We start from the raw sequence: 22,155 nt of genomic DNA, 5'->3' as shown, positions 1-22,155 counted from the left end.
ATCAGTCGGTCTGGATCCAGACCGACTTGGTCTCCAGATACTCGTGCAGATGCTCGATGCCGCCCTCGCGGCCATAACCCGACATCTTCGTGCCGCCGAACGGCACCGCCGGGTCGATGGCATGGTACATGTTGACCCAGACCGAGCCGGCCTTGACGCGGCGCGCAAGCTTGTGCGCGGTGCCCAGATGTGTCGTGAAGATGCCGGCGGCCAGGCCATAGGGCGTCGCATTGGCACGCGCCACCGCTTCGTCGAGCGAGTCGAAGGGCATCGCCGAAATGACCGGGCCGAAAATCTCCTCGCGCGCGATGGTCATCTGGTCCGACACGGCGCCGAAGACCGTCGGCGCAATGAAGTTGCCGCCATCGTAGAGCTCGCCGGTCAGCCGCGAGCCGCCGGCGACCAGTTCGGCGCCTTCGTCGCTGCCGGCCCTGATATAGCCCTCCACCTTGGCTGCCTGCTTGGCATTGATGAGCGGTCCGATTTCCGTCTCTGCCTCGATGCCATGGCCGATCCGCAGTCTGCCGGCGAAATCGGCGAGCCGGCGGACGAACTCGTCATGGATTTCGCGCGCCACGAACAGCCGCGAGCCGGCAATGCAGATCTGGCCCGAATGCACGAACACCGCCATCGCCGCGATCGGAACAGCCTTGTCGATGTCGGCGTCGCGGCAGACGATGATCGGCGACTTGCCGCCGAGCTCCAGTGAAACGCGTTTGAGGTTGGCCACGGCTGCCCGCGCGATGGCCTGGCCGGTCAGCGTCGATCCGGTGAAAACGATCTTGTTGACGTCTGGATGTTCGGCGAGCCGCGCACCGGCTTCGGCCCCGGTGCCGGTGACGACGTTGACGACGCCGTCGGGCACGCCGGCTTCCTGCATCAGTTGCGCGATCAGCAGCGGCGTCAGCGACGCATCCTCGGACGGTTTCAGCACGATGGTGCAGCCTGTCGCCAGCGCCGGCGCGATCTTCCAGATCGAGGCGGCGGTCGGCGCGTTCCAGGGAATGATCGCACCAACGACGCCCACCGGCTCGCGCCGGGTGAAGGTGACGATCTCGCCGGGAATCGAATTGTCGATCGCCTCGCCATGCAGCGCCGTCGCCATGCCGGCATAGAAGCGCAGCATGCCGATGACGCGGCGCCGGTTGGAGAGCGTGCGCGTGATCGGCAGTCCCATATCGAGCGTGTCGGAAACGCTGAGCTCTTCCCAATGCGTCTCGAACAGATCGGCGATCCTGAGCAGCACGCACTGCCGCTCGTAGGGCGAGAATTTGGACCATGGGCCTTCGAAGGCCGCGCGCGCGGCGGCCACCGCCGAGTCGATATCGGCAGCCCCGCCGCGCGGCACTGTCGCCAGCACCTCGCCTGTTGCCGGATTGAGTGCCTGCATGCCCTGGCCGGACTGCGCGGCGACCCACTTGCCGCCAATGAACATCGGTCGGAATTCGCCATGGTACAACGCCGTGGCCTTCGCCTTCGGGTCGAAGTTCAGCGTCATCTCTTCCTCCTCGCAATTCCTTGGCGACTATTACTCCCGCCGCCGACCTCAAACAAGGAAAGCTAAAGGGCGCTCAGATAACCAGGTTGTGCGGGTGACTTCCGATCGCGCCAGCAACAAGAAACAGACAGCCGCTAGAGCATGGTCCCGAAAAGTGGAAACCGGCTTTCGGAAAAGATTGTGCTTCGACAAATGGCATCTAGAAAAATCATCGCGAGTTGTCGGAGCGCGTCGCTAAAAGCTCAATGAGGCAAGCCGATCATTGCCCACGGCGACCGTGATGCCGGCATTGCAGACGAGAGCGCAACAGGCAGTCGCCAGCCGCCACCCAGCGCTCACCCGTGGCCGGATCGATCGTGGCCGTTCCAGCCGGCTTCACCGTGACAGAGGTTTCGCGCGCCGCTTCGCTGCAATCGCTGTTGGATGACTGCTCGCGGAAGCAAGATCGGTCGAGCGGCCTCGCGACGTGCAAACATTGGCAGGATTGATCCGCAACCGACGGTGCCTGGCATCGATCGAGCACGCCGGTCCGTCACTCCGGAAGGCCGGCCTTTCGGAAGCCATCGACGAAATGGTCGAGCGTGGCAGTGTCGCGGAACGGCTCCGTCTCGACCCAGTGACGGGTGGTGAAATGTGGGTTCGCGACGAGGAACAGGTCGACCTCGGCGCGCGCCTCGTCGATCCGGCCGAGTTGCGCAAGGCTTGCCGCAAGGAAACGGCGCGAGCTTGTCCGATACGTCTCGTCCCGGCGCGTCGTCTCGACGGCGGCTTCATAGTCGCGCGCCGCATATTGCGCCTGGCCGAGCGTCAGATAGTACCAGCTTGCCGGAAACGGGTTCAGCCGGAACGCCTTGCTGATATAGTCGAGGCCCTCCTCGACGCGCCCGGCCAGGACCGCGATGTCGGACAATGTCGCCCAGGCATCGGCCTCGTTCGGGTCGAGCTCGAACGCCTTGGCAAATCCCACATCCGCTTCGTCGAATCTGCGCTCATAGGCAAGCAGGTTGGCAAGCACCCAGTGGCAGCCGGCATCGTTGGGATCGATCGCCACAGCCTTGCGCGCCAGTTCCAGGGCAAGGCCGCGGGCAGGCTCAATGGGCTCTCCCCAATGCACCCATCCCATCCAGTGGTTCATGGCAAGCCAGCGATAGGCTTCGGCATAGTCCGGATCGAGCGCAAGCGCGCGCGTCAGCAACAGATGCGCTTCGCGCGCCGTCTCCGGCGAGACGTCGATCAGGTTGCGGGCCCGCACGCACAGATCGTAGGCCTCGAGATTTCGGGGCCGATTGCGCGGCAGCGGCGCGCGCAGCCGGCCAAGCAGCGCCTCGACGATCTTGGCCGTCACCTCGTCCTGAACGGCAAAGATATCTTCCAGGCCGCGATCGAAGCGGTCTGCCCATAAATGCTCGCCGCTCAGCGCGTCGACCAGCTGGGCGTTGATGCGCACGCGCCCGGCGGCGCGTCTGGCGCTGCCCTCCAAGAGATAGCGCACGCCAAGTTCCCTGGCGACCTCGCGCACATCCACCGCCTTGCCCTTGTAGGCAAAGGTCGAGTTGCGCGCGATGACGAACAGGCCGCCGATCCTCGACAGGTCGGTGATCAGGTCTTCGGTCAACCCGTCGGCGAAGGCTTCCTGCTCGGGGTCGTTGCTGAAATTGGCAAAGGGCAGCACGGCTATCGACGGTTTGGCAGGCAGCGGCAAAGCCTGTCGCTTCTCGTCGCCGAGCTGTTCGATGGCGCCGGTGAAGCGATAGCCGACGCGCGGAACGGTCGATATCCATTCTCCGCCGTTCGTGGCCGGACCCAGCAGCTTGCGCAATTGCGCAATCTGGACGGTGAGGTTGCCTTCCTCAACGGCGGTGCCTGGCCATGCCGCATCCATCAACTCGGCCTTGGCCACGATCTCGCCGGGCCGGGCGACGAGCGCCGCCAGCAGCTGCAGTCCGCGGTGGCCGGCGGCTACGGGAACTTGGTCCCGAAGGAGCGTTCCCGCACCCGGATCAAGCACGAACGGACCAAAGGCAAAGCGCGATCCCTGCATAACGCGCATCTATAGAGCAATTCCAGGAAAGGTGTGAAGGCGGTTTTCCCACGGGAAAGCGCGGCGGAGCGCTTCACGGACGTATGGCGTCAAAACAAAGAGTTGAGCACCTCGCCGTTTCCATGAAACGGCGAGGTGCTCTAGCCGGTTTGGAACTTTTGAGAACTATTTGGCCGGGCTTAATTACGGCGCCGTCCGCATGCGGCAGAGTTCAACCTCTTGCAAGCCGAGGGCTGTCGCTCCTCAAACCGAATGGAGGTTGCCATGAACGATACCCTTGCTTCTGCTCGTGCAGCCTTGCCGGAAAAGGCGGTGTCATCGGGCCGGCGTCCGACGGGCCCGCGGGGCATGATCGCGGCCTGGCGCGAGCGGATACGCTTTCGCTGGGACCTCAAGCAGATGGCGGAGGCCAATCCGCACCTGATCGACGATATCGGTCTGACCAGACGCCAGCTCGAGGCCGAAATCGTCAAACGCTTCTGGCAAGTGTGAGCTGATGTCGCGGATAAGACCCGCCCGCCTGTTTGGGCGTACCGCGGCGTTTTGCCGGCATTTGCACTTGCCGGAACGTGCCGATCCTGCTTCGAAGTCGGCATGAGCGCCGAAGACGCGACGTCACCGCCGGAGAACCACATCGCATGGGCCGCGATGGCCGGCATCATCGCGACAGTTACGGTGTTCGCCATAGCACAGGGGCTGACGTATCCGCTGCTCAGCTTCATCCTGGAACGGCAAGGGACGACACCGGGCCTCATCGGCCTCTCGGCCGCGATGACGCCTCTGGGTTTCATTATATCGTCGCTCTTCACGCCGGCGCTGGTCCGGCGGGTGGGCGCGGCGCGCTTTGCGGTTGTGTGTTCGATCCTGGCAGCAACCGTCCTGATCGCGATTGCCTGGACGCAGGATGTATGGGCCTGGATGCCGTTGCGCTTCCTGCTCGGCTTCTTTGCCAATCCGCTTTACGTGATCAGTGAAACCTGGCTGGTCTCGATCACACCCGCCGCACGCCGAGGCCGCATCATGGGCCTATACTCCTCCATCGTTTCCGCCGGCTTTGGCCTCGGCCCGCTGTCGCTAGGCTTGGTCGGCACGCAAGGATGGCCACCCTTCATCATCGGCAGCGCGGCCTTCCTTGTCTGCGGCCTGATCGTGCTTGCCGTCGCGCCACGCCTGCCCGACATGCCGCGTGAGGGCGAAGCGGTGTCGGTCGGCGGCTTCTTCGCGCTGGCGCCGCTGCTCTTGTTCGCAGTCTTCACGGCTGCCGCCTTCGAGCAAGTCCTGCTTTCGCTGTTCGCGGTCTATGGTGCCGCGCTCGGCAGCACTGAGCAGCGCATCGCTTCGCTCATCACCTGTTTCATCGCCGGCAATGCCGTGCTGCAGGTCGTGCTTGGGCGCGCCGCCGAACGGTTTGGCTCGAAGCCGATGATGCTGTTCTGTGTCCTGGCTTGCCTGGCCGGTTGTTTGCTGTTGCCGTTGCTCTTCGCTACATGGCTTGTCTGGCCGCTCTTCTTCGTCTGGGGCGGGGTCTCGTTCGGGATCTACACGCTGTCGCTGATCCAGCTCGGCGAGCGTTTCACCGGTCAAGCCTTGATCGCCGGCAATGCCGCCTTCGCGTTCGTATGGGGGGTAGGCGGCATCGTCGGCTCACCCGTGGCCGGGCTGGCGATGCAACTGACCGGACATCAGGGACTGCCATTGTCGCTTGGCCTGCTGTGCTGCGTGCTGGTGGTGTTTCTGCTGGCGGAGTTACGGCGGGTTGACCGCGTTCAGGCGTAAGGCGTGCCTGCCATTGCGGCCTTCAGGCCGATGCTGCCCTTGTCGACAATAGCGAGAAAGGCCGGACCCGCCTCGTCGCCGTCCTGGGTTTCTCGAAGCGTCCGATCCGCCTCGATGAACGCCACGGCCGCCAGGCGGGTGTCGGGGTCTGCAGCTTACGCCCGCCGCCTTCGGATAGTGCCACCATTAGGATATCCCAGCTCGTCGCGTTCGCTCTCGCTCGCGCCGACGCCGGCCCAGTCCGGACCAGCAATGTCTTCAGCTGCCATGTCTTCAAACCTCGATGTCAGGCGAAAACGCGGCCGCCGTAGAAACTCGGCGGCCGCCAATGGCGACGCTATATTCGCCCGAGAACAACCAGAATGATCACGATGATCAGCACCAGCCCGAGGCCACCGCCGCCATAGTAACCAGTGCCGTAGAACGGGCCGCCGCCGAGGCCGCTGAAGCCGCCGAGCAACGCGATGATCAGGATGATAATAAGAATGGTACCCAGGCCCATATGCCGTCTCCTTCGCTGCCGCGCCGTTCACGGCGCGGCTCGAAGAACTAAACTCCCAGCAAGCCTTCCTGTTCCCCGGCGATTTTCATCCGACGGCTAAGGAACGAAAGCCATCATGACGGCGTTTGCTGAGGTTCAGGCGCAAGCTGCGCGTGCCATCGCGCGCGCTGGGCGGCGCGTAGAATTCAGAATTTAGGCGGGATCGCCCTCAAGGCGACCGGCGGCTCGTCCACCCGAACGCGCCGGCAGGCGTGACGCCGGGCTTACGCTGGAAGGCGAGATGAAACGTGTCGGCATCTGAAAGCCGAATTGGTCGACGACGAGTTTTGGCCCCGCACCATTTCCAGTCGAGCCGAACCGGCAGCAGCTCACGTCGCCTTGCCGGCCGGCGCGCCTATGTCTTCCTCGGCAATATCGTCGAACGATGCGTAGTTCATGTTGTAGAGCCTGGCATAGAGGCCCTTGGCCGCCATCAGCTGCTCGTGGTTGCCGCTTTCGACGATCTCGCCGTTCTGTAGAACGATGATGCGATCGGCGCCGCGTATGGTCGCCAGCCGGTGCGCGATGACCAGCCCGGTGCGGCCTTCCAGCAGCGTGACCAGCGCTTTCTGGATCAGCATCTCGGTGTAGGAATCGATGCTCGCCGTGGCCTCGTCGAGCACCAGGATTTTCGCATCGGCGACCAGTGCGCGTGCAAAACTGATCAGCTGACGCTGGCCGAGCGAGAGATTGCCGCCGCGCTGTTCGAGCTCGGTGTCGTAGCCATCGGGCAGATGCTCGATGAAGTCGTGCGCGCCGACGGCCTGCGCCGCGCGCACCACCTCCTCGCGGGTAGCCGATGTCTTGTGGTAGCGGATGTTCTCCAGCACCGTGCCGGAAAACAGGAATGGCTCCTGCAACACCATCGCCACCTGGTCGCCGAGCGAATCCTGCGTCACGTCGCGCACGTCGTGGCCGCCGACCCGCACCTCGCCCGACCAGACATCATAGAAGCGGTGCACCAGCGCCATGCAGCTCGACTTGCCCGAACCGGTCGGGCCGACAAGCGCAACCGTCTCGCCCGGATTGACGCGGAAGGAGATGTTTTTCAGCACCGGCTGGTTCTGCCGGTAGCCGAAGGTGACGTTCCTGAACTCGACCGAACCGTCCATGTCGCGCGTCAGCGCCACCGCGCCTTGTTTGTCGCTAACGTCGACCGGCACGTCCAGCACTTCGGAGATGCGTTGGCCCGACGCCATGGCGCGCTGCATGACACTGTACTGCATGGTGAGCGAGCGGATCGGGTCGAAGAAGCGCTGGATGTAGAACAGGAACGCCACCATGACGCCGATGTCGAGGCTGTGCGACAGCACCATCGAACCGCCGACGACGATGACCGTCGCCATCGCAATGCCGGTCAGCGTGTCGACGATCGGCACCATCACCTGCGCATATTTGGCCGAGGTCAGGTGAGCCCTGAGATTGGCCAGCACCTTCTCGTCATAGAGGTCGAAATTGACGTGCTGGCGTTCGAGACTCTGCACAGTGCGCACGCCATGGATGCCTTCCGCCAGCGCCCCATTGGCAATCGAATTGGTTTCGTGCGCGGCCATGAAGGCGACCTTGGCGCGCGGCAGCCAGAACAGGCGCACGATGAACAGCGCCGGCATGGTCGACAGCGTCAACAGGCCGAGACGAAAATCGAGCCACAAAAGCACGCTGACAATGCCGAAAAGAAGCACGATGTCGCCCACCGACATGACCGATGTCTCGAGGAATTCCTGCATCGAATTGACGTCGCCCTGCAGGCGCGACATCAGCCGGCCCACCTCGGTCTTGTCCATGAAGCTCAGCGAGACGCGCTGCAGATGGCTGAACATGGCGCGGCGCAAATCCGACAGCACATTCTCGGCCACCTTGCCGACGACGCTTTCCTGGATATAGCTGGCGGCATAGTTGATCAGGATGATCAGGGCGAAGGCACCGATCGCCCAGTTCATGACGGAGCTGTCGGCCTTGCCCGCCGCCATGCCGTGGTCGATGGCGTAACGGATGACCAGCGGGATCGCCAATTGCGTCAGAGTGAACACCAAAACGGCGGCGACCGAGATGAAGATCCGGCCCTGATACGGTCTCACGAAGCTCCAGATGCGGCGCACGATGCGCGGATCGTAGACCTTGCCGAAGACCTCTTCCTCGTCGCGGTGCGAACCGACGACGGCCCTTGTGGGCCGCCGGCTGGTGTCTTCCTTCTGGTCGTCGTTCTGTGTCGACATCATGCGGCTCCCACCGCCACCGGCAAATCGTCGTCCGGCCGCAGCTGCAGGTCGTAAAGCGCGCGGTAGCGTCCACCCAGCGCCAACAATTCCTGGTGCGTGCCGCGCTCGGAGATGCGGCCATTCTCGACGAACAGGATCTGGTCGGCATGCATCAGCGAGCTCAGCCGGTGCGAGATGATCAGCGTCACGCGGTCCTTGGCGAAGCGCTTCATCGCGGTGCGGATTCGCTGCTCGGTGCCGGCGTCGACAGCCGCGGTGGAATCGTCGAAGACCAGCACCGAAGGCCGCAGCATCAGGGTGCGGGCGATGGTCAGGCGCTGCCGCTGGCCGCCGGAAAGCGATGAGCCGCGCTCGCCCACGACCGTGGTGTAGCCGGCCGGAAGCCCGATGATGTAATTGTGCAACTGGGCGTATTCAGCCGCCTGCCCGATGCGGGTCTCGCGCGCCCAGGGATTTCCATAGGCGATGTTGTTTTCGATCGAGGTGGTGAACAGGAAGGCGTCCTGCTGCACGACGCCGACCGCCTTGCGCAACGATTGCAGCGTGACCTCGCGTATATCCTGCCCGTCGATGGTGATCGCGCCTGACGTCACATCGTAGAAGCGCGGGATCAGATGCGCGATGGTCGACTTGCCGCTGCCAGGCGGGCCGACAATGCCGACGGTCTCGCCGGACCTGGCCTCGAAGGAAATGCCCGACAGCGCCGGCCGGCCGCCGGCGCCCGCGTAGCGGAAGCCGACATTGTCGAAGCGCAGCAAGCCTTCGGTGACCACGAGATCCTTGGCATCAGGCGCATCCTCGATGTCAAGTTCGGCGTCAAGCAGTTCGAACAGCCTTGTGCCGCAGGTCGAGGCGCGGGCGAACGAGTTGACCATCAGCCCGAGCTGGCGCACCGGCATCTGCAGGATGGTCATGAAGGTGAGGAACTGCGCCAGCGTGCCTACGCTGATCTGGCCCGCGATCACCTTCTGGCCACCGAACCACAGCACCAGGCCCATGGCCGCCAGGAAGGAAAAATTCATGGCGCTGGTGTTAGAGACGCGGATGTCGACGCGCTGGTCGGCAAGCTCCAGCGCCGACTTCTTGGCGCGGTCGAATTTTTCCAGCTCATGCCGCTGCGCCGCAAAGGCGCGCACGACGCGGATTCCGCCGAGGTTCTCGTCCATCACCCGGCTCAGCACTGACAGCCGCTCCTGCAGCGTCAGCCAGGTGCTGCGCAGCCTGAGCTGTGTGACCGAGGAGCGCCAGGCGACGAACGGCACGAAACTCAGACTGAGCAGCCCGAGCTCGAGATCGGTGCTGATCAGGAGATAGGAGCCGACGCCGATCAGCACGCCGAGCAGCACCACGCGCAATATGCCGGTGGAAAAGAACATGCGCACGCCGTCGAGGTCGAGCAGGCCAAGCGTAATCAGGTCGCCGGTATGCACCCGGTCATGGAAGGAGAAGCTCAGCCGCTGGATCTTCTCGTAGAAGGCCAGGCGCAGCTCATAGCCGGTGCGGTGGCCAACGGCCTCGCCATAATAATTCTGCGCCATGGTGAAGAGGCCGCGCAGAATGCTGACGACGAGCAAGGTGATCGCCGTCGTCCACAGCGCCTGCTCAGCCGCCGCGCCGCCGCCTCCAGCCATCACGCCTTGCGCCTGGTCGATGGCGTGGCCGAGCAGGCGCGGGATGAACAGCTGCAGCGTCGCGGCAATGAAGGTCGAGGCGATGGTGATCGCAACTTGCCAAGGATGGCGCAGCGTCATGCGCACGATGCGCAGCAGCGTGCTGAGGCCCTTGCCCCAGGACGCCTCCGCCACATGGGCAAACGATTTGCCGCGCATCGCTGCGCCGCGGGTTGCATCCATTGCCAAGGAAAATACCCAATCCGATCCGGACATTAGCCCAGACGAATGAAAACAGACTCAGTTTCAGATACCGCGATGGTACGCCTCGATTTTGACCGTTCAAGGGCCAATGGCGGTATCGCACTGTGCCTGAAAGGGGCTGATCGTCCGCGACCGCTTAAGCCCGTGTCGGCGTTAGAGGCGGCAGGCTCGTCACTTTAGGCCGATTGAAAAGATGCGAGCATGTGGGTTGCGCCAACCGCCATCATGCGTGACCTCGGCCAATGTGATCGGCTGCGGGACCGAGCGCAGTGAGCAGCGCCTTGCCGCTTTCCAGCGTCGCATTCTCATGCGGCGCGCGCAGGTTGAGCCAGCGTTTGTCGCCGGAGCGCACCGCCAGCACGGCCTTCATTGCCGGGATCAGGCCTGCATCCTGGATCACCTTGCGGAACGCCCTGATCGCGGCGTCCGCTTCCGTGACGTCTTGGCCAGCGATCGTCGCGTCGTAGAGGGCGCGGATGGCCGCAGCGTTGAGATTGACGGTCGCGGAGATACAGCCCGCAGCACCACTGGCGAGCCCCTTGGTCAGTTGCGCCTCCGAGCTGGGGAACACCGCGACGTCGGGTGCGGCGGCAATCACCGCCGCCGTGTTGTTCCAGTCGCCGGCGCTATCCTTGTAGGCGACGACCGTCTCTGGAAACGCCGCGCTCAACCGGGCGGTCAGGGCAGGGCTTACCGGCACGCCGGAGTTCTGCGGGATGTGGTAGAGGATCATCTTCAGCGCCGGGTTGGCCACCCTTTCGATCAGCTCGCTGTAGTAGCGCGCCTGGCCATCGTCCCCGGCGGCCGTGTAGAAGAACGATGGCAGCACCATCACGGCGGCGCAGCCGAGGCCGACCGCGTGCTTCGACAGTTCGACGGTTTCGGGCAGTGCGGTGACGCCGGTGCCGGGCATCATGCGCCCCGGCGAAATGCCTGATGCAACCAGCCATTCCAGCGCCTGCATGCGCTCGTCGAGCGAGAGCGACAGCGCCTCGCCCGTGGTGCCGAACGGCGACAGGAAATGCGCGCCCTGGCCCAGCGCCCATTTGGCGTGTGAGATCCAAAGGTCACGGGCAATGCGGCCATCGTTCTCGAACGGCGTCAGGATCGGGGCGATGGTTCCTTGCGGGCGGGGCATGTCGGTCCTTCCATCGGTGCTGGAAATCAGCTTGGCATAGAGCATACGTACGATGCGATCTGCCAGAGGCGATCTCTTGGGCCACCGCGCCGGCCGTGGGAAAACTTGCGGGTCATTGCCGCGAAATTCTGGCCCTTCGGTCTGCCGCAACCAGATGACGCCGGCGTCAATGGGTTGCAAATGGACCGGGGTTGCAAATGGACCGGGGTTGCAAATGGAACAGGGTTGCAAATGGACCAGCCAAGCCCGAAATGTCGAACAGAGACAGATCCGGAAACGGCATGCACCCACGATTGCTCAAGACCTTCCTCGCCGTGGCGCGGCACCGCAACATCACCCGCGCAGCGCGGGAGGTTCATCTGGCGCAGTCGAGCGTCAGCGACCAGATCCAGTCGCTGGAAAGCGAACTTGGTGTCGTCCTCTTCATCCGCTCGCGCCACGGCCTCGACCTGACAACGGCCGGCGACGCGCTGAAACCCTATGCGGAAGAGATTCTGCAACTGGCGGAGGAGTCGCGTATTGCCGTCGAGTCAACGACGGGAATGACCGCCGGAACGGTTACGGTCGGCGCGCTGGAGACGATTGCGACCGTCAGACTTCCGCAATGGCTGGCGGCCTTTCGAGGCGACCACCCGGAGATCGGTCTGCGGCTGAAAATCGCCGGCAGCGATGCCCTGCTGCGGCAGCTCGAAGAGAGCGAGATCGACGTCGCCTTCTGTTTCGACAAGGGCGGTCTGGACGAACGTCTGGCCCGGCGCACGATATCGGCCGAGCCGCTGGTCCTTGTCGCATCAGCTGAGCATGCGGCCGCATCGCGACAGAACGACCTAACCGCGCTCGCCGCGATGAGTTTCGTGGTGACGGAAACCGGATGCGTCTACCGGCATCTGTTCGACACTGCCTTTGCCGAGATTGCAGCGCCAGAACTTGCCGCCGAAGTCGGCAGCATCGGCGCCATTGGGGGCCTGGTGGCGACTGGTGTCGGCGTGAGCCTGGTGCCGCGGCTGGCCGTTGCCGACGCGCTCGATCGCGGCGAGATCGTCGAATTGCCATGGCCGGGTCCGGCCCGCACGGCGTCGCTGGTCATGATCTGGCGCCGCCGGCGCGTCCAGCCGCCGGCGCTGAAACTGCTGCTGGCGGCCGCGGCCAGGAATTTCGCTGCGCTCAGATCAGCCGGTGACCGCCCTCGACATGCAGAACCGTCCCTGTCGTAAAACCGTTGCCCATCAGAAAGGCGATGGCATCGGCAATGTCGTCCGGCTGTCCGACGCGGCCGACCGGCAGGCGCCTGGCCATTGCATCGAGCGTCTCGTGCTTCTTGTCGCCGGCCACAAAACTCCAGATCGGCGTGTCGACCCAGCCCGGCGAGACGGCGTTGACACGGACCGGCGCCAGCTCGACCGCCAGCGCCCGCACCAACCCTTCCAGCGCAGCGTTGACGGCGGCAACGACCGAGCCGCGCGCCGCCGGCCGGTAGGCGGCAATGCCTGAGGTGAAGGTGATGGAGCCGTTGGCCGAAAGCTGCGGCGCGCCATGCTTGGCGAGCAGCAGCGGCCCGTAGAATTTGCTTTCGACGACCCGCTGCGCCGCCTTCAGGTCGACTGAAGGCAATAGCTCATAGGCGCCTTCGATGTCGGCGGCGGTGCTGACGATATGGTCGAGCCGGCCAATTCGCTTGAACAGGTCAGCGACCTGATCCTCCCTGGCGATATCGGCCGCGACGGCGCTCAAAGCGGAAGGGTTCTGCAGCGCCTCGCCGGCACGCTTGAGCCTGGCTTCACTGCGGCCGACGATGATGACTTCGGCGCCTGAGACCAGGCACCGCCTTGCCAACGCCAGCCCCATTCCGGAGCTGCCGCCAACGATAATGATTTTCGATTTTGCGATGTCTGCCATGTTTCCGTTCCTGTCCTGAACCGCTCCGGGCGAGAGTTCGCAGACCGGCGGCAGGAGTGGAAACGGAAGAAAGCGATAGTGCCATCGGAGGCTCCGATGGCACTATCGTCGATAGGAACCGGCGCCGGCCACTCCGTCGAGTGGCCCGCCTGTCAATGAAGTGCGCTCAGTAGCCGACGGTAAAGCGCTGCTTGATATGCGCCGGCTTTTCGATCTCGTCGGCCATGACGATGGCATAGTCCTCGAAGGAAATGCTGCTGCCTTTGTCTGACGTCAGCAGCGTGTCCTTGCCGATGCGGTATTTGCCGGTGCGCTCGCCGGCGACGAACAGCGCCGAAGGCGACAGCAAGGTCCAGTCGAGATCGTCGACCGTCCGCAGCGTGTCGAGGAAGTCGGCGCCCTTCTGCGCCTCGGCCTTGTAGATATCAGGGAAGGTCGGCGTGTCGACCAGGCGCTTGCCGGGCGCAACCTCAAGGCTGCCGGCGCCGCCGACGACGAGGTAGCGTTTGACGCCGGAAGCACGCACGGCTGCGATGAGCGTATCGGGATCGCTGTCGAGGAAATGCACCGAGGAGATCACCGCGTCATGACCCTTGATCAGGGCGGCAAGGCCATCCTTGTCGAAGACGTCGCCCTTCTTGGCAATCACGCCCGGAAGTGCCGCGATCTTGTCTGGATGCCGGGCAATGGCGGTGATGCTGTGACCGCGATCGGAGAGTTCCTTGAGCAGGCGCGAGCCGACCTGGCCGGACGCGCCGATAAGTGCGATTTTCATGGGGATTTTCCTTTCGTCTGGGGAGAATTTCGTCTGGGGAGAATTTCTGGGACTACGCCGCCTCGATGTGAGCGACGAGATTGTCGTAGCTGCCGAACAGCGCGTTGGCGCCGATCAGGCGCGGCGCCGTTTGGCCGATCACCGCCAGCGCGGGAACGCCATTGGCATGCAGCCGTTGGAACAACATCCGCCCGCGGCTGACCAGGTCGTCATGCTTCGCCAGAAACGGCTGCGTCGGCGCCTTCAAAAGCTTTGCCGCGTCGCTCATGCCGGCGTCGGTCAGTACCGAGGCGACGCCGTCAACCGTCACAATATCGCGACCGTCGACATAGCGGGCATGCTGGATCGCCTTCAGTGCCGCAAGTTCCTGGCGCCAGTCGTCCAGCCCGGCGGCGTTGATGCCCATGGTGGCAGCGGAAGAATCGAGCAAGGTGCCGCTGACATTGAGCACATTGTCGAGATAGGCCTGGCTGAAGCGCTGTCCGCTCAGCCGCGCGATGCGCTGGTCATTGTCCCAGGCGTGGGCGGCAAAACCTGCATCCAGCGGCCGCGCGCCGGCACCGGAGAAAAGCCCCACCGGCAGCAGTTGGAGCGCGGTCCCGCCGGCGGCCAGTCGATCCAGCATCGGCGTGGCGCCATAGCACCAGCCGCAGAGCGGGTCGAAAAGATAGGTTAGGGTTGCATTGGTCATGGCGGCCTCATTCTGTTGCCCGATAGATGACAGCTGGACCGCTTGCGAAAAATGGCGATCAATCATACAAACTGTCCGATAAAATCAGACAATGAGCGGCCTGTGACCGAACTCCTCAATCTCAATCGGCTTGTCTACTTCGCCACGGTGGTGGAGACCGGCTCGTTCACGGCCGCTGCCGACCGTCTCGACGTTGCCAAGGCTGTGGTCAGCCATCAGGTCGGCAAGCTCGAAGAAGAGCTCGGTGCAACGCTGCTGCGGCGCACGACCCGGCGCGTGACGGCGACCGAAGAGGGTCGTCTGTTCTATGACCGGACCGCGATCATCCTGCGCGAGGCGGAGGCAGCCTATGGCGACATTTCGCAGCGAGCGGCGCAGCCGACGGGGACGCTGCGGCTGACGGCGCCGCTCGATTATGGCGAGAAGGTGGTGGCGCCGACCATCGCCGCCTACATCAGAAAATACCCGAAAATGCGGGTCGAGACGATCTTCGACGATGCGGTCAGCAACCTGGTCGACGAGCAGATCGATCTTGGCATCCGCGTCGGCTGGCTGGCCGATTCCAGCAATCTGGCACGGCGGCTGGGCAGCCTGCAGCAATTCGTTGTCGCCAGCCCGGAACTGGCCGAGATGCTGCCTGGGAATGCCGGGCCCAGGCAGGCGAAGTCGCTGCCCTGGGTCGGCAACGCCCAGTTGCGCGGGGTGGGCCAATGGCTGTTCTCGAGGGGCACGGAAACGGTGCTGGCCGAACTCAATCCTGTCGTCAGTTGCGACAAGACACCGGGCGTTCTGTCCTGCGTGCTGGCCGGCATCGGCCTCGGCATCTTTCCGGATTACAGTGTCGCCGACGACATTGCGCGCGGCCGGCTGGTGCGGGTGTTCGCGGACTGGACCTTGCCGTCCGGTGGCATCCATGCCGTCTTCCCGCCGGCGCGCTTCAGGCCGGCCAAGGTGCGCGCTTTCGTCGACCTCCTGGTTGCAGCCGAACGGCGGCGCGCGCGCAGTGCGGGCTGATTTCGGCACCGGCCGGCAATGCCGGCGAGGGAACCTTTGTTCGGCAGGCGCTTTTGGATATGCTGCGATTCCGAACCGTCAGAAGGGTACTGCCGATGACCACCAAGATCTTTGTGACCTGCATGCTCGCTCTCGCTGTCGGCTGCAGCCTGTCCACAGCGGCTGTCGCCAAGGACAAGCATCGCCATCGTCAGCCAGAACCCGAACGCTACGTCCCCGCCCATCGCGACCTCATCTACGCCCTGTTCGGCGGCCCGCGCTACTATGACAAAATGCTGATCACCACGGCGGCCGGCCCGTGCTCTTACGACCGGGTCGGGCCGGACGCGAATGCGCTGAACAAGGTCAACGATCACCATTGCGGAAAGTAGATTGGTCCCAAAGGCGGGGTCCTGCGTCCCAGGGTTACCGGATGACGGCCGCCGCGAACACGATAGAGACAGTCGATGACCGCTGGTGAGAAATGGTCTCCGTCCGAAAAGAAAGTCGCCCGCACTGCCTATGACGCAGCGCTGAAAGTGGCGCTCGACAAGACGTTGGCTGAACTCAAGAGCAGGGCCCACGTTGCGGCAACCCCTTCCGAAATATGGGATGTCGAAGACTTTCTGCGGCAGCAGCGACGGAAGATCGACCAGATGTTCGACTATCGCTATTCACAGCTAATACAGGTCTTCGCCAATCTCATCCGGCAAGGCTATCTCGAGGAGAATCTCCTTGTTGGCTTGTCGGAAGACAAGCGGCAAACGATCCGAAAATACGCCAGCTGGAATCGCGAAGGGTAGGGGTCCTCTTCGGGGACCTTGGCGCTGCATTCAAACTGGACCATTCACCATCTTCGCGCGCGCCGCGCAGCTCGAGTTCAGCCATGGCGTGCCTCCGTGGCATCGGCGGTCGCGCCTCTGTCCTTGTCGTCCTGCGCCATCGCCAGCGGCGCACCCGGTTCGCCTTCCCGCAGGATCAGGCTCGCGGCGCCGATCAGACCGGCGCGGTCGCCGAGTTCAGCCTGCACGACCGGCACGTCGCGATAGGCCGGCATCGCTCGCTGCTGGATGACCGCTCTGATCGACGGTGCCAGAAGGTCGAACCCGTTGGAAAGGCCGCCACCCATGACAATCAGATCGGGCGAATAGAGATGCAAGAGATTGGTGAAGCCGATGCCCAGCCATTGTGCTTCCGCCTCGATCAGGTCGAGAGCGTTGGCGTCGCCGGCCTTGGCAGCCTCTACGACATGCCTGGCCGAGACGTCGCCATCATTTGACAGCCGTCGTAAGAGCGAGCCGTCGCCGGGCGCGGTCAATCGCGTCGCGCGGCGGCCAAGCGCGGTTCCCGATGCGACAGCCTCGAAGCAGCCGATGGCGCCGCAGAAGCAGCGGTCGCCTTCGCCGGTGATGGTCATGTGGCCGATCTCAGCCGCCAGTCCGCGCCTGCCGTGATAGATGTGGCCATCGGCGACAACGCCGCCGCCAATGCCGGTCGATACGGTCACGAACACCAGCGATCCGCTGCCGCGTCCGGCGCCAAAACGCCATTCGCCGAGCGCCGCCGCATTGGCGTCGTTTTCCAGCCGCACCGGCAGGCCGAAATGCTGCCCCAGAATGTCGATCAGCGGCACGTCGTGCCAGCCGGCCAGCGTCGGCGGCGCGATCACGATGCCCGCCTTGGGGTCGAGCGGTCCCGGCGCGCCGACGCCGATGCCGGCGACGTTTGCCTGCGGGTGTTCCCTAAGCAGCGTGCCTGCCAGAGCGACGATCTGGCCGATCACCGCCTCCGATCCCGCACCGGCAAGCGTCGGCGCTGAAGCATGAGCGACGATGCGGCCATCGCTTTCGACCAGCGCACCGCGCAGCGCCGTGCCGCCGAGATCGAAGGCCAGCGCAAGCTTGGTCATCAGGCGGCGACCTCCAGCCCGTGCAGCCAGGCCATGCGCCGGGCAAGGTCGGGATCGCCGAAGGCCAGCGAGCCCAGCACCACGGTCTCCGCACCTGCGGCGCGCAGTAAGGGCACGGTCTCGTGGCGGATGCCGCCATCGGCGGCGAGCACGATGTCGGCCTCGCGGCCGGCTTTGCGCATCAGCGCGCGCGCCTCGATCAGGCGCGGACACGCCTGCTCCGACAGGCTCTGGCCCTTGACGCCGATGGAAGTGCCGAGCAGCGTCACGAATGCCACTTCCGGCAGGAAGGGCGTGACGGCCGCGACCGGTGTTTCCAGCCGCAGCACCACGCCGGCCTCGGCCCCGAGTTCACGCGCCAGTTTCACGGCGCGCAGACCGGTCTCGCCGTTTTCGGCGTGCACACTGATCAGGTCGGCGCCGGCCTCGATGAACTGGCGCGTCTGTTCCTCGACGATCTCGGCTTCGACCATCAAATGGACATGGATAGGCTTTGCGGTGAGCTTGGCGATGTGCGCCACCAGGTCCGGGAAGAACAGGAAGCCAGGGGTGAAGCGGGCATCGGCGACGTCGATATGATGGACATCGGCATGGGTCTCGATGCGCTTCAAATCGCGCTCCATATTGGCGAGGTCGGCCGACCACAGCGAAAACTCGCCGATAAGCCGGTTGCGCGGCAGGGCGGCAAATGCGGCGGGGCCGGACAGGGGCTTGTTCGTCGTCATCGTCTCAGGCTCCGTAGCCGCGCATTGTCTGGCGGTTGGTTTTGACGGCGCCGGCAGGGTCGGCGGCGGCCGTTTCGGACTCTTCCTCCAGCACCAGCCAGCCGTTGAAATTGGGTGCAGCACCAGCGATCTCGATCACCTTCGCCGTGTCACAGACGCCCTTGCCCAGCATCGCCCAGGTTCCATTCGCGTCGACATCCTTCAGATGCACATAGCGGATGCGGTCGCGATAAGTGGTGAGCGTATCCGCCATGTCCTGGCCACCGCGCAAGATGTGGCCGGTGTCGGGCACCCAGCCCACCAGCGAGGCGTCGAGCAGCCCGAAGATGCGGTCGTAGTCGGCGCGGTCGAACAGCAGCGTGTTGTGATGCGAGCTTGGATGCACCGCGACCTGGACGCCGGCCTCGCGCCCGAGTTCGCCGGCTTTGTTGTAGACCTCGGCGGCGGTGGCAAACTTGCCGTCGCGCGGCCCGTCGGAAACGATCGTGGCCGAGCCCATCGACACCAGCGCGCCGGGAAAGGCGGCGGCGAAGTCGATCCAGCGTTTGGCGGTCTCGAGGTCGGCGCCGATCTCATCCCTGAGCGTGAAACCGCTCTTCGAGCCGAAGGCGAAGGAGACGAGCGTCAGTCCGGATGATTTCAGCGCGGCCGCGAACTCCGCCGGCTTGCCGGCATAGCGGCCGATCATCGTGTCGGTGATCTCGATGCCGGCATAGCCGCCATCGGCAATCGCCTTGAGCAGATCGTCCGGGCCGCCGGCGAAGCGGTCCCCGAGCATTTCCCAGGTAAAGGTCTGGCAGCCGACTTTCAGGTCTTTCACGGTCATCCTTTCATTCCTTGATCCACCTCCGTTGGAGGGATACCCTACTTGACCGAGCCTGCGGTCATGCCGGCGAGGAAGAACCTCTGGGCAACCAGGTAGATGACCAGGAGCGGCAGCGAGCCGAGCACGCTCATCGCCATCATCTGGTTCCATTCGAATGCGTGTTGCCCCATCAACAACTGGATGCCGATCGGGACGGTGCGCATGGACGTCGACTTCGTCAGTGTCAGCGCAAAGAGAAATTCGTTCCAGCACAACAGGAAGGTGTAGACCGACGTCGCCACGATACCAGGCAGTGAAATCGGGACGATCACCCGCCACAGTGCGGTCCAACTGGTGCCGCCGTCGACAGCCACCGCTTCATCGAGGTCGCGGGGCAAGGTGTTCAGATATCCCGTCATCAGCAGGATCGCATAGGGCAGCGTGAACACCAGATAGGTCAGGATCAGCGCGACATAGGTGTCGAAGATGCCATACGAGACGACAAGCCCGAAGAAGGGGATCAAAAGCGTGATCGGCGGGATCGTCTGCGTGCTGATGATGAGCGTGTTGAGGCTGCCCTTGCCGCGGAAATTGAAACGGCTGAACCCGTAGGCCGCCAGCAAGGCGATCAGCACCGTCAGCACGGTCACCGCTCCGGCCACGAAGTAGCTGTTGAAGAAGAAGCGCAGCTTTACCGGGTCGCCCAGAATGGCCGCATACGCTTCCAGCGTGAAGGCCTTCGGCAGGACGGTTGGCGGCAGGGCGAAGATTTCGGTATTCGACTTGAACGAGCTGCTCAGCATCCAGTAGATCGGGAAGGCCGCGAAAAAGAGCCCTGCGGCAAGCGCGACATGGAGCGCGGCGGTGATCAGCCTGTCTTTCGGCGTGTGCCCTTTCCTCATGTGACTACCGAGCCTTTTGATAGCGGATGTAGAACAGCGTCAGGCCGAGAGAGATCAGCAGGATGACCACGGCGCTAGCCGAGGCCTGCGATAGGTTGTAGCTCGAAAACGCCAGCTTGTACGTGTAGGTGCTGAGGACCTCGGTCGAGTAGATCGGACCGCCACCCGTCGTTATCCAGATCAATGGAAAGACCTGCATGGTCCAGATGAAGTCGAGCAGCGAGATGCTGATGATGATCGGCATCAGCTGCGGAATGGTGATGAAGATCAGCTTCTGGTAGGCCTTCGCGCCGTCGATATCGGCGGCCTCGTAGAAATCCTTGGGAATGCCCTGCAAGCCTGCGAGCAGGCTGACCATGAAAAGCGGGTAGCCCGCCCAGATGTTGGCGAAGGTGACGGCGTGCAGCGCGGTCGCGGGCGAGGAAAACCACTCGACCTTGGAACCGATGATGCCCATCTGCATGAGAACACTGTTCACGACACCATTCGGCTCGAGCAGAAGGCGCCAGATCACCGCGATAATCACCGCGGTGAACAGCCAGGGCAGTATGTACAGCACGCGCAGAATGTTGCGCAGCGTAGGATTGATGCGGTCGCTGTTCAGCATGAGTGCGAAGAGCATGCCGATGGTCATATGGAAGACGACGCTCATGCAGGTGAAGTAGAGTGTGTGCCACAGCGAGGCCCAGAACACCGGATCGGCAAAGATCGCCTGGTAGTGTTTCAATCCGGCAAAGGACGGGTCGCGACGCAGCACCGCGCTGTTCTGGAACGAATAGCCAATCACCGTCACCATTGGCAGCAGCATCAAAAGGCCGATTATGAGGAGCGAGGGTGACAGATAGAGATAGGGTGCGACCGCTCGTTTCAGTCGATGGTGGGAGCGCTTCTGCCCGGTCATGTGCGACCCCTGGGATGTGCCTTCAAGAGGAAGGTGCGCTTCAAAAACAGGTCCATCTCAAATTGCCGATCCGTTGTTGACGGGTGGCCTGGCCGAGGCCGGGCCACCCGGTGGAAGATAGCAAACGAGCAATGGGCCGCTCAGAATTTCGCCGTCCAGCCCTTTTGAGCGTTGGTTGCGGCTTGTTCCGGAGACTGCTCGCCGGCAAGCATCTTCTGAGCCTCCACGTCGAACTGGGTCATCAGGTCTTCAGCCACCGGCAGGCCCGTGAACTCGTTGGCGAGATAGCCGGTCTTGAAGATTTCGAAAGCCTTGGCGAAAGCCTTGTCCGAGGTCACGAAATCGGGCTTGGCGTTGACGTTGCCCGGGAAGGCATTTGCAAGCGACACGAGCTTGGCATTCACCTTCTCGCTCATCAGATATTGGACGAGCTTCCAGGCTTCATCCTGATGTTTCGAGGCGGCAGAGATGCCGATGCCCCAGGAGGCATAGGGAAGGCCGCGCTTGCCGTTGTAGTCCGCCACGACTGGGACCGGGATGAGGTCGAAGTTCAGCTTGGGATTGCGTTTGCGGATGAGATTCACATGCGCGAGCGAGTCGATCATCATTCCGACCCGATCGTTGACGAATTCCTCGACCTTTTCCTGCTCGGTCTTGGTGGCAATGCCGGGCGAGATGACGCCGGCGTCGTTCAGCGATTTGACGAAGGTGAGCATATCGACGACCGGCTTGCCCTCGAGAGCCGGCTTGCCCTCAACCATCATCGATTGACCCGAGGCCCAGACCCACGACATCAGGTCGTTCTGGACACCGGACGGCGTTTGCAGCGACAGCGGCAGCACCCAGCCATACTGGTTCTTGTCGGCATGGGTCATCTTCTTGGCGGCTTCGAGAAACTCCGCGCGGGTCGACGGCAGCTTGGTCACGCCTGCCTGGGCGGCGAGGTCCAGATTGACGAAGACCGGATAGACGAACGAAGCCACGGGAAACATCACCGCCTTGCCGTCCACCTTGATGATATCCGCGACCTGGGTCTTGTCGAACCCGCTCGCATCCATCATCGGGTTCATGTCGGCCAGCGCACCCTGCGCGTTCAGATTGTTCACCCAGGCGCCGTCGAGACCGACGACGTCGCTGAGCGTTCCGGTTGCGGCGCCGACCGAGATCTGGTCTCGCGTGGTCGCATAGGGACCGCTGACCAGCGTCACCTTGATGCCGGGGTTTGCAGCCTCGAAGTCGTTCATGATTGCCCTGAGCGATCCCGCCGGCAATTCGGGCTCCCACCATTGGGTGAATTCCAGCGTCGTGTCCGCCATGGCGCCGGTTGCACCAAGCAACCATGCGGCCGCGGCTATTTTCAGCATCGCGGGTCGTATCCGAAACATCATTTTCTCCTCCTTCTTCAAGATCGGCCGCACAATGCGGACGGTCGTCTGTTCATTCAGAAGCCTTCTTGTATCTTCCGCAGGCA

The 22,155-nt window shown here is 63.5% G+C and carries 22 protein-coding genes; 6 read left to right on the top strand and 16 right to left on the bottom strand.

The window, feature by feature from the left end; all coding sequences use genetic code 11:
- Position 1: 1 nt before the first annotated feature.
- Together X750_RS145880 and X750_RS145885 are read right to left on the bottom strand one after the other, a co-directional pair.
- Entirely contained in the window at positions 2–1,498 is a 1,497-nt protein-coding gene (locus X750_RS145880) for an aldehyde dehydrogenase family protein (protein WP_023704768.1), read from the bottom strand.
- Positions 1,499–2,030: 532 nt separating this feature from the next.
- Complete coding sequence (locus X750_RS145885) at positions 2,031–3,548, bottom strand: winged helix-turn-helix domain-containing protein (protein ID WP_023704770.1); 1,518 nt, start codon at positions 3,546–3,548, stop codon at positions 2,031–2,033.
- 255 nt (positions 3,549–3,803) lie between these two features.
- Between X750_RS145885 and X750_RS145890 the strand changes: the two genes are divergently transcribed.
- Together X750_RS145890 and X750_RS145895 are read left to right on the top strand one after the other, a co-directional pair.
- Positions 3,804–4,031 (top strand): hypothetical protein, encoded by a 228-nt coding sequence (locus X750_RS145890; protein WP_023735668.1) that lies wholly within the window; start codon positions 3,804–3,806, stop codon positions 4,029–4,031.
- Between the two features lie 102 nt (positions 4,032–4,133).
- Positions 4,134–5,315, top strand: coding sequence for an MFS transporter (locus tag X750_RS145895; RefSeq protein WP_023704772.1), 1,182 nt, complete (start codon positions 4,134–4,136; stop codon positions 5,313–5,315).
- On the opposite strand, the gene X750_RS1000000167405 is transcribed toward X750_RS145895, so the two are convergent.
- The 5 genes from X750_RS1000000167405 to X750_RS145910 form a co-directional block, all read right to left on the bottom strand.
- Positions 5,306–5,440, bottom strand: coding sequence for a hypothetical protein (locus X750_RS1000000167405; protein ID WP_023682661.1), 135 nt, complete (start codon positions 5,438–5,440; stop codon positions 5,306–5,308). The two genes, X750_RS145895 and X750_RS1000000167405, sit on opposite strands and share 10 nt — an antisense overlap.
- Positions 5,441–5,652: 212 nt before the next feature.
- Complete coding sequence (locus X750_RS1000000164800) at positions 5,653–5,817, bottom strand: DUF3309 family protein (protein ID WP_023667887.1); 165 nt, start codon at positions 5,815–5,817, stop codon at positions 5,653–5,655.
- 368 nt (positions 5,818–6,185) lie between these two features.
- The gene (locus X750_RS145900) at positions 6,186–8,072 is read right to left on the bottom strand and encodes an ABC transporter ATP-binding protein (RefSeq protein WP_023726296.1); all 1,887 of its coding nucleotides are present in this window, start codon (positions 8,070–8,072) and stop codon (positions 6,186–6,188) included.
- Positions 8,072–9,928: an ABC transporter ATP-binding protein gene (locus X750_RS145905; RefSeq protein WP_023745621.1), complete on the bottom strand. Its 1,857-nt coding sequence runs from the start codon at positions 9,926–9,928 to the stop codon at positions 8,072–8,074. The genes X750_RS145900 and X750_RS145905 overlap by 1 nt, the downstream gene beginning before the upstream one ends.
- A gap of 244 nt (positions 9,929–10,172) precedes the next feature.
- Complete coding sequence (locus tag X750_RS145910; RefSeq protein ID WP_023738384.1) at positions 10,173–11,087, bottom strand: dihydrodipicolinate synthase family protein; 915 nt, start codon at positions 11,085–11,087, stop codon at positions 10,173–10,175.
- A 281-nt stretch (positions 11,088–11,368) separates the two neighbouring features.
- On the opposite strand from X750_RS145910, the gene X750_RS145915 reads away from it, so the two are divergent.
- Positions 11,369–12,301 carry a LysR family transcriptional regulator gene (locus X750_RS145915; RefSeq protein WP_031243110.1) on the top strand — a complete coding sequence of 311 codons (933 nt, stop codon included), beginning with the start codon at positions 11,369–11,371 and terminating at the stop codon, positions 12,299–12,301.
- Here the strand turns inward: X750_RS145915 and X750_RS145920 are convergent.
- The 3 genes from X750_RS145920 to X750_RS145930 all read right to left on the bottom strand — a co-directional run bounded on the left by X750_RS145920 (position 12,252) and on the right by X750_RS145930 (position 14,449).
- Positions 12,252–12,983, bottom strand: a complete 732-nt coding sequence (locus tag X750_RS145920; protein WP_023709993.1) for an SDR family oxidoreductase — start codon at positions 12,981–12,983, stop codon at positions 12,252–12,254. The genes X750_RS145915 and X750_RS145920 overlap by 50 nt on opposite strands.
- A 166-nt stretch (positions 12,984–13,149) precedes the next feature.
- A complete protein-coding gene (locus X750_RS145925; protein WP_023738386.1) occupies positions 13,150–13,758 on the bottom strand; it encodes an NAD(P)-dependent oxidoreductase in 609 nt (202 codons plus the stop codon).
- A gap of 52 nt (positions 13,759–13,810) precedes the next feature.
- Positions 13,811–14,449 carry a DsbA family protein gene (locus tag X750_RS145930; RefSeq protein WP_023820939.1) on the bottom strand — a complete coding sequence of 213 codons (639 nt, stop codon included), beginning with the start codon at positions 14,447–14,449 and terminating at the stop codon, positions 13,811–13,813.
- Between the two features lie 102 nt (positions 14,450–14,551).
- Between X750_RS145930 and X750_RS145935 the strand changes: the two genes are divergently transcribed.
- From X750_RS145935 to X750_RS145945, 3 genes are all read left to right on the top strand, one after another.
- Positions 14,552–15,463, top strand: a complete 912-nt coding sequence (locus tag X750_RS145935) for a LysR family transcriptional regulator (RefSeq protein WP_023704779.1) — start codon at positions 14,552–14,554, stop codon at positions 15,461–15,463.
- 95 nt (positions 15,464–15,558) lie between these two features.
- Complete coding sequence (locus X750_RS145940; RefSeq protein ID WP_023704780.1) at positions 15,559–15,834, top strand: hypothetical protein; 276 nt, start codon at positions 15,559–15,561, stop codon at positions 15,832–15,834.
- Between the two features lie 75 nt (positions 15,835–15,909).
- On the top strand, positions 15,910–16,245 hold the full coding sequence (locus X750_RS145945; protein WP_023704781.1) for a hypothetical protein: 336 nt from the start codon (positions 15,910–15,912) through the stop codon (positions 16,243–16,245).
- A 77-nt stretch (positions 16,246–16,322) separates the two neighbouring features.
- Here the strand turns inward: X750_RS145945 and X750_RS145950 are convergent, their stop codons facing one another.
- From X750_RS145950 to X750_RS145975, 6 genes are all read right to left on the bottom strand, one after another.
- Positions 16,323–17,351: an ROK family protein gene (locus X750_RS145950; protein WP_023704782.1), complete on the bottom strand. Its 1,029-nt coding sequence runs from the start codon at positions 17,349–17,351 to the stop codon at positions 16,323–16,325.
- A complete protein-coding gene (locus tag X750_RS145955) occupies positions 17,351–18,076 on the bottom strand; it encodes a ribulose-phosphate 3-epimerase (RefSeq protein ID WP_023704783.1) in 726 nt (241 codons plus the stop codon). Before X750_RS145955 ends, X750_RS145950 begins: the two co-directional genes overlap by 1 nt.
- 4 nt (positions 18,077–18,080) lie before the next feature.
- Positions 18,081–18,902, bottom strand: a complete 822-nt coding sequence (locus X750_RS145960; RefSeq protein WP_023708129.1) for a sugar phosphate isomerase/epimerase — start codon at positions 18,900–18,902, stop codon at positions 18,081–18,083.
- Positions 18,903–18,940: 38 nt separating this feature from the next.
- The gene (locus X750_RS145965; RefSeq protein ID WP_023704785.1) at positions 18,941–19,783 is read right to left on the bottom strand and encodes a carbohydrate ABC transporter permease; all 843 of its coding nucleotides are present in this window, start codon (positions 19,781–19,783) and stop codon (positions 18,941–18,943) included.
- Between the two features lie 4 nt (positions 19,784–19,787).
- Complete coding sequence (locus X750_RS145970; protein WP_023682645.1) at positions 19,788–20,684, bottom strand: sugar ABC transporter permease; 897 nt, start codon at positions 20,682–20,684, stop codon at positions 19,788–19,790.
- Between the two features lie 140 nt (positions 20,685–20,824).
- Positions 20,825–22,072, bottom strand: a complete 1,248-nt coding sequence (locus X750_RS145975; RefSeq protein ID WP_023749745.1) for a sugar ABC transporter substrate-binding protein — start codon at positions 22,070–22,072, stop codon at positions 20,825–20,827.
- Positions 22,073–22,155 lie beyond the last annotated feature (83 nt).

The organism is Mesorhizobium sp. LNJC391B00 (assembly GCF_000502535.1).
Taxonomy (GTDB): Bacteria; Pseudomonadota; Alphaproteobacteria; order Rhizobiales; family Rhizobiaceae; genus Mesorhizobium.
This window is presented reverse-complemented; position numbering and strand designations above follow the sequence as displayed.

Bases quoted from the DNA above. Each gene is read 5' to 3' on its own strand.
- X750_RS145925 (WP_023738386.1), bottom strand. From the start codon at position 13,758: ATGAAAATCGCACTTATCGGCGCGTCCGGCCAGGTCGGCTCGCGCCTG.
- X750_RS145920 (WP_023709993.1), bottom strand. From the start codon at position 12,983: ATGGCAGACATCGCAAAATCGAAAATCATTATCGTTGGCGGCAGCTCC.
- X750_RS145960 (WP_023708129.1), bottom strand. From the start codon at position 18,902: ATGACCGTGAAAGACCTGAAAGTCGGCTGCCAGACCTTTACCTGGGAA.
- X750_RS145885 (WP_023704770.1), bottom strand. From the start codon at position 3,548: ATGCGCGTTATGCAGGGATCGCGCTTTGCCTTTGGTCCGTTCGTGCTT.
- X750_RS145955 (WP_023704783.1), bottom strand. From the start codon at position 18,076: ATGACGACGAACAAGCCCCTGTCCGGCCCCGCCGCATTTGCCGCCCTG.
- X750_RS145945 (WP_023704781.1), top strand. From the start codon at position 15,910: ATGACCGCTGGTGAGAAATGGTCTCCGTCCGAAAAGAAAGTCGCCCGC.
- X750_RS145895 (WP_023704772.1), top strand. From the start codon at position 4,134: ATGAGCGCCGAAGACGCGACGTCACCGCCGGAGAACCACATCGCATGG.
- X750_RS145900 (WP_023726296.1), bottom strand. From the start codon at position 8,072: ATGTCGACACAGAACGACGACCAGAAGGAAGACACCAGCCGGCGGCCC.
- X750_RS145940 (WP_023704780.1), top strand. From the start codon at position 15,559: ATGACCACCAAGATCTTTGTGACCTGCATGCTCGCTCTCGCTGTCGGC.
- X750_RS145965 (WP_023704785.1), bottom strand. From the start codon at position 19,783: ATGAGGAAAGGGCACACGCCGAAAGACAGGCTGATCACCGCCGCGCTC.
- X750_RS145915 (WP_031243110.1), top strand. From the start codon at position 11,369: ATGCACCCACGATTGCTCAAGACCTTCCTCGCCGTGGCGCGGCACCGC.
- X750_RS145950 (WP_023704782.1), bottom strand. From the start codon at position 17,351: ATGACCAAGCTTGCGCTGGCCTTCGATCTCGGCGGCACGGCGCTGCGC.
- X750_RS145905 (WP_023745621.1), bottom strand. From the start codon at position 9,928: ATGGATGCAACCCGCGGCGCAGCGATGCGCGGCAAATCGTTTGCCCAT.
- X750_RS145910 (WP_023738384.1), bottom strand. From the start codon at position 11,087: ATGCCCCGCCCGCAAGGAACCATCGCCCCGATCCTGACGCCGTTCGAG.
- X750_RS145975 (WP_023749745.1), bottom strand. From the start codon at position 22,072: ATGATGTTTCGGATACGACCCGCGATGCTGAAAATAGCCGCGGCCGCA.
- X750_RS145890 (WP_023735668.1), top strand. From the start codon at position 3,804: ATGAACGATACCCTTGCTTCTGCTCGTGCAGCCTTGCCGGAAAAGGCG.
- X750_RS145880 (WP_023704768.1), bottom strand. From the start codon at position 1,498: ATGACGCTGAACTTCGACCCGAAGGCGAAGGCCACGGCGTTGTACCAT.
- X750_RS145930 (WP_023820939.1), bottom strand. From the start codon at position 14,449: ATGACCAATGCAACCCTAACCTATCTTTTCGACCCGCTCTGCGGCTGG.
- X750_RS145970 (WP_023682645.1), bottom strand. From the start codon at position 20,684: ATGACCGGGCAGAAGCGCTCCCACCATCGACTGAAACGAGCGGTCGCA.
- X750_RS1000000164800 (WP_023667887.1), bottom strand. From the start codon at position 5,817: ATGGGCCTGGGTACCATTCTTATTATCATCCTGATCATCGCGTTGCTC.